Source organism: Aquibacillus salsiterrae, assembly GCF_028416595.1.
In the GTDB taxonomy this organism is placed as follows: Bacteria; Bacillota; Bacilli; order Bacillales; family Amphibacillaceae; genus Aquibacillus_A; species Aquibacillus_A salsiterrae.
Genome location: NZ_JAMQKC010000003.1, coordinates 332,934 through 344,649, shown reverse-complemented (window position 1 = coordinate 344,649; position 11,716 = coordinate 332,934). Strand labels below are relative to the sequence as shown.

At 36.9% G+C, this 11,716-nt stretch carries 10 protein-coding genes; 7 read left to right on the top strand and 3 right to left on the bottom strand.

The genetic code is table 11. The annotated features are described in order from the left end of the window. Positions 1–5: 5 nt before the first annotated feature. The 3 genes from NC799_RS18395 to NC799_RS06350 all read left to right on the top strand — a co-directional run bounded on the left by NC799_RS18395 (position 6) and on the right by NC799_RS06350 (position 3,544). A complete protein-coding gene (locus NC799_RS18395; RefSeq protein WP_417006670.1) occupies positions 6–890 on the top strand; it encodes an ABC transporter ATP-binding protein in 885 nt (294 codons plus the stop codon). A 17-nt stretch (positions 891–907) separates the two neighbouring features. Beyond that, positions 908–2,746 (top strand): ABC transporter ATP-binding protein, encoded by a 1,839-nt coding sequence (locus NC799_RS06355; protein ID WP_272445540.1) that lies wholly within the window; start codon positions 908–910, stop codon positions 2,744–2,746. Positions 2,747–2,869: 123 nt separating this feature from the next. Next, positions 2,870–3,544: a potassium channel family protein gene (locus NC799_RS06350; RefSeq protein ID WP_272445539.1), complete on the top strand. Its 675-nt coding sequence runs from the start codon at positions 2,870–2,872 to the stop codon at positions 3,542–3,544. Between the two features lie 163 nt (positions 3,545–3,707). Here the strand turns inward: NC799_RS06350 and rnjA are convergent, their stop codons facing one another. The 3 genes from rnjA to def form a co-directional block, all read right to left on the bottom strand. After that, positions 3,708–5,375, bottom strand: a complete 1,668-nt coding sequence (rnjA, locus tag NC799_RS06345; RefSeq protein WP_272445538.1) for a ribonuclease J1 — start codon at positions 5,373–5,375, stop codon at positions 3,708–3,710. A gap of 3 nt (positions 5,376–5,378) precedes the next feature. Further along, on the bottom strand, positions 5,379–5,588 hold the full coding sequence (locus NC799_RS06340) for a DNA-dependent RNA polymerase subunit epsilon (RefSeq protein WP_272445537.1): 210 nt from the start codon (positions 5,586–5,588) through the stop codon (positions 5,379–5,381). A gap of 591 nt (positions 5,589–6,179) precedes the next feature. Then, positions 6,180–6,734: a peptide deformylase gene (gene def / locus NC799_RS06335; RefSeq protein WP_272445536.1), complete on the bottom strand. Its 555-nt coding sequence runs from the start codon at positions 6,732–6,734 to the stop codon at positions 6,180–6,182. 204 nt (positions 6,735–6,938) lie between these two features. On the opposite strand from def, the gene NC799_RS06330 reads away from it, so the two are divergent. The 4 genes from NC799_RS06330 (at position 6,939) to NC799_RS06315 (ending at position 11,712) form a co-directional block, all read left to right on the top strand. Beyond that, complete coding sequence (locus tag NC799_RS06330) at positions 6,939–7,595, top strand: YkyA family protein (RefSeq protein ID WP_272445535.1); 657 nt, start codon at positions 6,939–6,941, stop codon at positions 7,593–7,595. A gap of 745 nt (positions 7,596–8,340) precedes the next feature. Beyond that, the gene (gene pdhA / locus NC799_RS06325; protein ID WP_272445534.1) at positions 8,341–9,423 is read left to right on the top strand and encodes a pyruvate dehydrogenase (acetyl-transferring) E1 component subunit alpha; all 1,083 of its coding nucleotides are present in this window, start codon (positions 8,341–8,343) and stop codon (positions 9,421–9,423) included. A gap of 3 nt (positions 9,424–9,426) precedes the next feature. Beyond that, entirely contained in the window at positions 9,427–10,404 is a 978-nt protein-coding gene (locus tag NC799_RS06320; protein WP_272445533.1) for an alpha-ketoacid dehydrogenase subunit beta, read from the top strand. 27 nt (positions 10,405–10,431) lie between these two features. Then, complete coding sequence (locus NC799_RS06315; RefSeq protein ID WP_272445532.1) at positions 10,432–11,712, top strand: dihydrolipoamide acetyltransferase family protein; 1,281 nt, start codon at positions 10,432–10,434, stop codon at positions 11,710–11,712. Positions 11,713–11,716 lie beyond the last annotated feature (4 nt).

Genomic DNA, 11,716 nt, shown 5'->3' with positions numbered 1-11,716 from the left:
CGTTAATGCAATTAGGATTTATTGTTAACATGTTCTCACAGGCAAAAGCATCAGGCGAACGTCTGTTAGAAATTTTAGAAGCGAAAGAAGATATTGTTGAACAAGAAAATCCCGTATATCCTACCTGCTTAAAAGGGCATGTGACTTTTAATAACGTTACACTAAGTTATACAACTGAGGACGATGCAGCATTAAGAAATATTTCCTTTGATGCACCCCCAGGAAAGGTTATTGGGCTAATTGGACCAACTGGATCGGGTAAAACAAGTATTACGCAATTAATTACCCGTTTTTATGAGCCAGAACTTGGCGAAGTGCTGATTGATGGTGTACCAACATCAGAATATAACTTAAAAGAATTAAGAAAGCATATCGGTTTCGTTCTACAAGAGTCTTTTTTATTTTCTACTACAATCAAAGAAAATATTGCTTACGGTAATCCAAATGCATCAATGGACCAAATCGTTGATGCGGCAAAAAGAGCTCAAGCACATGATTTTATTATGGAGATGCCAAAAGGATATGACACAATGCTCGGCGAACGAGGAATGGGACTGTCTGGTGGTCAAAAGCAACGAATTGCGATTGCACGTGCCATTTTAATTGACCCAAGTGTACTTATTTTAGATGATGCAACTTCGGCAGTTGATATGGAAACAGAGTTTAAAATTCAAAAGGCATTAAAAGAGGTTATGAAAAACAGAACTACTTTCATTATTGCCCACCGAATATCCTCGTTAAAACATGCAGATGAAATTTTAGTTCTTGAAAATGGAGTAATAGTGGAGCGCGGTAAACATGAGCAATTGCTCAATAATGGAAAAACATACCAACGAATTTATGATATACAATATCAGGATAAGCAAGCGATTATGAATACTGCAAATTGATGAAAGGGGGAGAGAGTATGGCTAAACAATTAACTAGTCGCCTATCCAAAAAAGAAAGTCCACATTTGAAACGGTTTTATTACCCTTTGGACACAGCAGTAGAGAAACCCTTTAACTGGAAACAAATGTTAAGATTGTTGGGCTACATTAAGCCCTATAGAAAAACATATTTACCTGGTGCGATGCTTGTGATGTTAATTTCGACAATCATCCGTTTAGTTGTACCAATATTGATTGGTAAAGTTGTTATTGACGTTGCGATAGCTAATCGTGATGTTGGTTTATTAACACAACTAGTTATTGGGATTTCCCTGCTATATTTAGTAAGTTATCTTGCGAATATGTTTAGGATTAAATGGGTGAATATACTTGGGCAACGAGTTATCTATGATTTAAGAAAAACATTATTTTCTCACGTACAACGATTATCCCATAACTTTTTTGATAAGCGGTCTGCAGGCTCTATTCTTGTTAGAATTTTAAATGACGTTAATTCTTTACAAGAATTGTTCACGAATGGGATTATCAATTTATTGATGGACTTAGTTATGCTAGTCGGTATCGTTGTTATCTTGTTTGTTCTTAGTCCACCGCTAGCGTTAGCTGTATTAGTCATTTTACCGATTATGTTTTATATATCTACAAAGTTACGTCGGAACATTCGTCGTGCTTGGCAAGATGTACGAATTCAAAAATCAAGGTTGAATTCACACCTGAATGAGAGTATGCAAGGAATTCGAATCACTCAATCGTTTTCACAGGAACAAGAAAATACTGAATTCTTTGATGGTGTAAATACTGACAATTATGAAACAGAACGTAACGCAATGAAAAAAAGTGCTTATTTTGGTCCATTTGTGGAGATGAGTAATGCCATTGGTACAGTGATTTTAATTTCTTATGGGGCAAATTTAATCATTTCAGAACAAATTGAAATTGGGACATTTGTTTCCTTTGCCTTTTTCTTAGGTATGTTCTGGGAGCCTATTTCAAGACTTGGCCAAATATACAATCAACTACTTGTCGCCATGGCTTCTTCAGAAAGGATTTTTGAATTCCTGGATGAGCAGCCAAATGTTGAAGAAAAGAAAAATGCTCTAGAATATTTAGATATGAAGGGGAATATCGTGTTTGATAAAGTTCAGTTCTCCTACGATGAGGACCGAATTGCCTTACATGAAATTTCCTTAGAAATGAAGCAAGGGGAGACAGTTGCATTAGTTGGTCACACTGGGTCAGGTAAATCAACAATCGCAAACTTAATTAGTCGTTTTTATGATCCAACTAGTGGTGTAGTTAAAATTGATGGCTATGATATTAGAGACATGAAGTTAGACAGTTTACGAAAAAATATTAGTGTAGTATTGCAAGATACTTTTATTTTTTCTGGTACCATTATGGAAAATATCAGATTCGGTAGACCAGAGGCAAGTGATGAAGAGGTCATCGAGGCTGCTAAAGTAGTTGGGGCCGATGAGTTCATTTCCAAGTTAGCTAAAGGTTATGAAACAGAAGTAGAGGAAAGGGGTAACATTCTGTCAGCCGGTGAAAGGCAGTTATTATCCTTTGCTCGTGCACTACTAGCAGACCCGAGAATTTTAATTCTTGATGAGGCTACAGCAAGTATTGATACAGAAACAGAAGTGAAAATACAAAAAGCGTTAAAAACACTGCTAAAAGGCAGAACAGCAATCATGATTGCTCACCGACTTTCTACAATAAGAGAAGCGGATAACATTATTGTGCTTGAACATGGTCGTATTTTAGAGCAAGGGAACCATCAGCAATTGATGGCTAAGAAGGGCGAATATTTCGACTTAGTCAAATCACAATTCCAAATGCTTGACGCTCTATAGTCAAAAAAGCCTTTATCGTACTATGTACTATGGTATGGTAAGGGCTTTTTACTATTCCATTTGGTAATAAACTTGTGGTAGACTAGTGAAAGCAAATGTTTCTTGAATATGGAGGAATTAATCGTGAAAAGAGAGTTCGCTGTTATTGGTCTAGGACGGTTTGGCGGAAGTATTTGTAGGGAATTGAGCAGTGAAGGAATGGAAGTCCTAGCAATTGATACAGAAGAAGATAAGGTTAATGAATTTAAAAATATTGCTTCTCATGCCGTCATCGCCGATGCAACTGACGAAAAGGTTCTAAAAGAATTAGGAATAAGAAATATTGATCATGTAATCGTAGCTATCGGTGACAATATACAGGCAAGTATATTAACAACGTTAATGCTAAAGGAGCTAGGTATTAAGAAAATTACTGTAAAAGCTCAAAATGATTACCATGAAAAGGTACTTAATAAAATTGGGGCAGACCAAGTCGTCCACCCGGAGCGAGATATGGGAAAACGGATTGCGCATAGCATAATATCTAATAACATTCTTGACCATTTAGAGCTTTCTGATGAGCATAGTATTGTCGAGGTGAAGGCTGGGGCGAGAATGAGTGGAAAAACATTGATTGACCTCGATATTCGTGCCCAATACGGATGTAACGTTGTCGCAATCAAACCAATAAACAAAAAAGAAATTAATGTATCGCCAATGGCAACAGAAGTTATAAATAAAGGGGACATTTTAATTGTTATCGGTGCAGATAAGGATATTTCTAGATTTGAAAAACAGTTAGTAGTAGATGATGAATAAAAGAATAAGTAACAAGAGGTGAGAGAATGCGCGTGATTTTTGTGCATTTTGTCCATTAAGGGTAACGTAAAAACCCCCGACCTAATCACTAATCAGGGTCGGGGGTTTTTTTAGAAGGATAAGGACTTTAAACATTCAAGAGCTGTCTAACTATCAGTTTTTCTTACACTTCCATAATAATTGGAAGTACCATTGGTTTACGTTTTGTTTTTTCGTACAAGAATGGCGCTATTGTATCAGTTATTTCATTTTTTATTTCAGACCATTGTGTTGTCCGTCTTTCCATCACTTTTTGTAAGTGTGAAGAAACTATTTTTTGCGCTTCATTAATTAAATCCTCAGATTCTCTCATGTAAACAAAACCACGAGAGATGATATCAGGACCAGAAGCAATTTTAAATTCCTTCATATTAATACTAACAACAACGATAACTAGACCTTCTTCAGACAGAATACGTCTATCTCTTAAAACGATATTGCCGATATCTCCTATGCCACTTCCGTCAACATAAATAGATCCAGATGGTATTTTACCAGCAATAGCTGCGTTATCCTTTCCTAGTGCAAGTACATCGCCGTTATCCATAATAAAACAGTTGCTAGGGTCTATATCGCACAATTGCGCCAATTTCGTATGTTCTTTTAACATACGGTATTCTCCATGAATTGGCATGAAGTACTTTGGTTTTATTAGGCGTAACATTAGTTTTTGTTCTTGTTGTCCACCATGTCCAGACGTGTGGATATCGTTTAGTGGACCATGAATAACGTCTGCACCTGCACGATAGAGCATATTGATTGTCTTACTAACACTGACGGTGTTTCCAGGGATTGGAGACGATGAAAATACAACCGTGTCACCAGGGATAATTTGAATTTGTCTATGAGTACCATTTGCAACTCTAGATAGAGCCGCCATTGGCTCTCCTTGTGATCCGGTACATAGAATGGTAACCTCTTGCGCTGGTAATCGGTTTATTTGTTGAGCGTCAATGAAAGTGTCTTTAGGTGCCCGAATATATCCTAATTCTAATCCGATATTTATTGCTGCTTCCATACTTCTTCCGAATACAGCAACCTTCCGATTGTGTCGAACTGCAGCTTCAACTACTTGCTGGAGCCGATGGATATTTGAAGCAAATGTAGCAAAAATGAGTCGACCTGATATTCTATTAAATATATCGTTAATACTTTCTCCAACTACTCGTTCGGACATAGTAAATCCAGGAACTTCGCTATTTGTACTGTCTGATAATAAACAAAGAACCCCTTCTTTACCTATTTCAGCCATTTTTGCTAAGTTAGCAGGTTCGCCAACTGGTGTGAAATCAAATTTGAAATCACCAGTATGGACAATGTTTCCTGGCGGTGTTTTGACAACGATTCCGTATGAATCAGGGATGCTATGGGTTGTTCTAAAAAAGGTTACAGATGTCTTTCGGAACTTGATAATATCATCTTCCTGAAAAGTATTAAGTTTCGCGCTCCGTAAAAGACCGTGTTCATCCAATTTATTTTTTATTAGTCCGATCGCAAGTTTTCCAGCATAGATTGGGATGTTGATCTCTCTTAAAAGGTAAGGAATACCTCCAATATGATCTTCGTGCCCATGTGTAATAAATAATCCTTTTATTTTATCTTGATTTTGCACCAGGTAGGTATAATCAGGAATGACATAATCAATACCTAAAAGTTCGTCCTCAGGAAATTTTATTCCAGCATCAATTAAAATAATTTCATCTTGAAATTGTACTGCATAAGTATTTTTCCCAATTTCTCCTAATCCGCCTAGCGCAAAAACAGCAGTTTGGTCATTTTTTACAAACTTCATCTGTTATGCTTTCTCCACAACAAAATCTTCAGATTGTTTCTCGTATTCTAAATGAGTTTCATCTAGCGACTGGATGTGTTCAATGTTTAATTTGCGATCGGAGAGTAGTTTACGCACTTGTCTTTCTGATTCTGCTTCAACGTACAAGCTTTTCGTACGTTCACGCACAGGAACTTCATCGGGAAGCTCCTGATAGAGTACTTTGTATATCATGTAAATCTCTCCTTAGTTGGTTCATCTAAATAGTGAGTTAGCATCTCGATTTAAAGTAGTAGTTTGGTTTTAGTTTATCAGTTATTAACGACTTTCATTTTTGTATGCATTTGGAACCCGTTGACGTCTTAACAATTCTTTCCACCGTTTCTTAAGCTTTTCTTTTAGTCGTTTTAACATTATTTCTTACAGCTCCTTTCTTTATACTATAAAAAAAGAAAAGCAAAAACGTATACCGATCCAATCCCTCTTAACTTTAGTATAGTATGAATTAGCTATTTTTGAAATAGAAACGTAAAAATATTTGTTAAAAATTACTAAGGAAAACTGAAAAAGCCGATGTTGGTAGGTCTATTTTTCACAAAAACTGCTAAAAATATGCACTAGTAACCCCAGCTTTATAGAGTTAAACACATTGCTGTTTTCGTAACGTTTGTTGCTTTTATCGCACATTAGATGACAACTGCGCAGGTAGGAACATTCCTTTGGAAAGCGGCCAACAAAAAAAGCTTAGTTGGTTATGACTAAGCTTTTTTTATATAGTAGTTTGATATGGAAGAAGATGTCATCGAAGAGTTTTGTCACACTCTTTTATCTGTCAACAGGTTTTGCGTCCTCTGGAATCTTAAAGGGGTCGTCTTTATCGATATGGTCAAAAAACATAACACCATTTAAGTGATCAATTTCATGTTGGAATACAATTGCTGCAAATCCTCTAAGCCGTAGTTTTATTTCGTTTTCATCGATATCTGTTGCTTTAACAGTTATACGTGCATACCTTGGGACATAGCCGGGCACTTCACGATCAACAGATAAACAGCCTTCCCCAGTGGAAAGGTAAGCCTTTTCTACAGAATGACTTATAATTTTTGGATTGAATAAACCGTAACTATAACTTTTTTCGTCAAAATCATCAAAATGGACAGCAATCATTCTTTTTGACAATCCAATTTGAGGTGCAGCTAATCCTACACCCGGTCTTAGTCCATATTTTGTTGCAATTTCTTCATCTTGGCTATTTTTTAAATACATTAGCATGTCTTGCAAAGTATCTATGTCTTCTTGACTTGCCGGAAGTGTTACTTCTTTTGCAACTTGATAAAGAATGGGGTTTTCTTCTCGGACAATATCGTCCATTGTAATCATGTTATCAGCTCCTTCTGCCACTAGCCTTTTTGCTGATTAATAGTGTATCACATGAGTGGTTAAAATGGATACAATATCGTCGTTTCAGTAGCATGTTTGACTAATTTATATCATACAATACATAGTAAAAATATATGATATGTTATACTTATCCAAAATGCAAGTCAACAATATCGACATGCAATCATCGAGGAGGAAATAGTAGTGCAAGGTAGAACAAAATTCATCTTATTAGCTTTAACGTTGTTGCTGTTAGTAGCTTGTAATGGAACATCTACTGCCGAAAAAATGTACGAGCATATGGAAGAGGCAGTTACTTTGGAAGAAACGTTTGCAAACCAACAAGCCCCTCTTGCACAATTGGAGGAAGAAGAGAAAAAGTTGTATGACGAGATTATAACTCTCGGAATGGAAGAAATGGACAAAGTCAAGGACTTAACCGAACAAGCATTAACCAATATTGAAGAGCGTAAAGAAATACTAGAAAAAGAAAAGCAAAGTATTAGTGATGCGAAAGAAGAATTTGATCTTGTAAAACCGATGGTAGAAGAGATAAAAGAAGATGAATTGAAGGCAAAAGCTAAAGAGCTTACTCAAGTAATGGATGAAAGATACCAAGCGTATGAGTCCTTAAACGACACATATTTAAAATCTTTAGATATGGATAAGGAACTTTATCAAATGTTAGAGCAAGAAGACTTACAAGAAGAATCGCTTCGTGCTCAAATTGACAAAGTCAACAAGACATATGATAAGGTGATTGCAGCAAATAACCAATTTAATGAAAAAACAGAAACATATAATCAGCTAAAAAAAGAGTTTTATGATCTAGCTGAGATTAATGTCAATTATAGTGAGTAACGAAAAATTAAAAAATGATTAATTGTTGTTGTACATTTAATAAATGGAATAGTGTTTCTTCATATAATCGCTTGGTTAGAGATAATCTAACTAAGTGATTATTTTTTATGAAGATCAGAAAGTGTAAAAGATTCAAGCGTGGATAACATCCAGCGACAGCCGCGTCACTTCATTCCCTAGCCCTCTTGAGGTTTATTAGTAGTTCAGTGCAATCTGTTATCCTAAGTATAACGGTCATATCAAGCAAAATGTATGTAGAAAACAGGGATTAGTACAGTGTTTACTTTGTTATGAAACAGATGCAATTGGAAGAGGGAAAAACTTGTGAATTTTTTCAATATTTCACAACAAAATGTTTTAAAAATGCTATCAAAGTGTTTGACCAGTCGAAATGAATGAGCTAAACTAATAAATGAATAAAAATTGTACCAGTCATTTTTATTTATCAATATGTAACAGTTTTTAATTTATCTATTGAATGATGGGAGATTAAAAAATAATTGTTAGGGGTATCGTAAGTATATTGATTGGTGCATCGCTTTGTAAATGAAATGAAGAGGTATCTACTTTGAGTTTAGGAATATTTTCATCTTTTTTCATTATTTCTACAAGTAGTTTCATTTCCAGGATGATTTGGTAAGATGCAAGTTAGCAATCTTATACTACATGGTTTAAATAGAGCACTTTCGGTGTTTCATAAACCGTGAATTAAATTAAAAGGAATCGAAAGGAAGAGGTGATCCACTTGGAACGTAAGCTTGAGAACATCGAAAATCAGTTTGAAACGTTTCAAATTCTGAATGAAGAAGGCAAAGTGGTAAATGAAGAAGCGATGCCTAATTTGTCAGATGAAGAATTAAAAGAATTAATGCAACGAATGGTTTACACTCGTATCCTAGACCAACGTTCTATCGCTCTGAACCGCCAAGGTCGTTTAGGTTTCTATGCGCCAACTGCAGGTCAAGAGGCTTCACAATTAGGAACACAATTTGCTCTTGAAAAGGAAGATTTTATCTTACCTGGATACCGTGATGTACCTCAATTAATTTGGCATGGTTTACCATTATACCAAGCATTCTTGTTCTCACGCGGGCATTTTCATGGAAATCAAATGCCAGAAGGTGTTAATGCTTTAAGTCCGCAAATCATAATTGGGGCACAATACATTCAAACTGCTGGTGTAGCTTTAGGGATGAAAAAACGTGGAAGTAAATCTGTAGCTATCACATATACAGGAGACGGTGGTACTTCACAAGGTGACTTCTATGAAGGAATGAACTTTGCGGGTGCTTATAAGGCTCCGGCGATTTTTGTCGTACAAAATAACCGCTTTGCCATTTCTGTACCAGTTGAAAAGCAAACAGCAGCTAAAACACTAGCACAAAAAGCTGTTGCAGCAGGTATCGAAGGTATTCAAGTAGATGGAATGGATGTACTTGCAGTCTATGCTGCAACAAAGCAAGCACGTGAACGCGCTGTTAATGGGGAAGGTCCTACGTTAATTGAGACACTTACTTATCGTTATGGCCCACACACGATGGCTGGTGATGACCCAACTCGTTACCGTACCGATGAATTAGACAATGAGTGGGAGAAAAAAGATCCACTTGTTCGTTTCCGTAAGTACCTTGAAGGAAAGGGATTATGGTCTGAGGACGAAGAAAATAAAGTAATCGAAAAGGCAAAAGAGGAAATAAAGGCTGCTATTAAAAAAGCTGATGAGCAACCGAAACAAAAAGTAAGTGATTTAATTAAAAATATGTACGAAGAACTTCCAGCTCACTTACAAGAACAATTGGAAGAATATGAAGCAAAGGAGTCGAAGTAAATCATGGCTCAAATGACAATGATTCAAGCAATTACTGATGCTTTGCGCACAGAATTGAAAAATGATGAAAACGTCTTGGTTTTTGGGGAAGATGTTGGTCAAAATGGTGGAGTTTTCCGTGCTACGGAAGGCTTACAAGCAGAATTCGGTGAAGACAGAGTATTTGATACACCTTTAGCTGAGTCCGGTATTGGTGGTCTTGCGTTTGGTTTATCCATGCAAGGGTTTCGCCCTGTACCAGAGATCCAATTTTTTGGCTTCGTATATGAAGTAATGGATGCTATCAATGGTCAAATTGCTCGAATTAGATATCGTTCTGGTGGAACGCAACATGCGCCAGTAACTTTCCGTTCTCCGTTTGGTGGTGGGGTACATACACCAGAATTACATGCGGACTCTTTGGAAGGCTTAGTTGCTCAACAACCCGGGTTAAAAGTTGTTATTCCTTCTACCCCTTATGATGCAAAAGGGCTTTTGATTTCGTCTATTCGCGATAACGACCCTGTTGTTTTCTTAGAGCATATGAAGCTATATCGTTCTTTCCGAGGGGAAGTACCAGAAGAAGAGTATACGATTGAATTAGGTAAGGCAGATGTGAAGCGTGAAGGAAGTGATGTAACGCTTGTCGCATATGGTGCAATGGTTCACTCATGCTTAAAAGCAGCAGAGGAATTAGAGAAAGATGGTATCCAAGCTGAAGTCATTGACTTGCGAACAGTAATGCCGATTGATTTAGAAACAATTTTAAAATCAGTGGAAAAAACAAACCGTGTTGTCGTCGTCCAAGAAGCACAACGTCAAGCGGGGATGGCATCTTATATTGTATCCCAAATCCAAGAACGTGCAATTCTACATTTAGAGGCACCTATATTAACTGTTGCAGCGCCTGATACCGTTTATGCATTTACACAAGCAGAGGAAGTTTGGTTACCAAACTACAACGACATCATTGAGAAAGTAAATAAAGTAATCAATTTTTAACAGAACATAAGACGGGAGGTAACAGAAATGGCATTTGAATTTAAACTACCAGACATTGGTGAGGGCATTCATGAAGGTGAAATCGTTAAATGGTTTGTAAAGCCAGGTGACGAGATCAAAGAAGATGACGTCCTTTGTGAAGTGCAAAATGACAAAGCTGTTGTTGAAATCCCTTCTCCAGTAGAAGGAACTGTAAAAGAAATTCATTTTGATGAAGGCTCTGTTGCTACAGTAGGTCAAACAATTATTTCGATCGATGCAGAAGGTTACGAAGACCAAGGGGCAAGTGAACCTAAAGCAGAGGAAGCGAAGGAAGAAAAATCTGAAACAGAGGAAAATACTGCTCCTGTGACAACAGATGAAAGTCCTGCAGAACCTAACAAAATTGTAATTGCTATGCCATCTGTAAGAAAATACGCGAGGGATAACAATGTTAATATCCAAAACGTACAGGGAACCGGAAAAAATGGTCGGATTCTTAAACAAGATATTGATCAATACTTAAATGGTGGTCAACCTGCTTCTGCCAAAACAGAAGAAACTGCTCAAACAGAAGAAGCTGCTCCTAAAGCAACGGCTTCAACACAAGCAGTTCCAACAGGTCAATATCCAGAAACACGTGAAAAAATGAGTGGAATCCGTAAAGCTATTGCCAAGGCAATGGTAAACTCTAAGACAAAGGCTCCACACGTAACATTGCATGACGATATTGACGTAACTGAACTTGTTGCACATCGTAAGAAATTTAAAGCTGTTGCAGCAGAACAAGATGTTAAATTAACTTATTTACCATACGTTGTTAAGGCATTAGTTTCAGCCTTGAGAAAATACCCAATTTTAAATGCTTCCATAGATGATGCAACAGATGAAATAGTTCAAAAACACTATTACAACATTGGTATTGCTGCTGACACAGAAAAGGGTCTTTTAGTCCCAGTGGTCAAAAACGCTGATGCCAAGTCAATCTTTGCTATATCAAAAGAAATTAATGAGTTAGCTGTTAAAGCTAGAGAAGGAAAACTTGCCCCTGATGAAATGAAAGGTGCTTCATGTACAATTTCGAATATCGGATCTGCAGGTGGCCAGTGGTTTACACCAGTAATTAACTACCCAGAGGCAGCAATCTTAGGAATTGGACGCATTGGTGAGAAACCTGTCGTTCGCGACGGTGAAATTGTCGTAGCTCCAGTATTATCATTGTCATTAAGCTTCGACCACCGTATCGTTGATGGTGCTACAGCACAATTAGCTTTAAATCAAATTAAGAGATTGTTGAACGATCCACAATTAATCATGATGGAGGCGTAAGGTT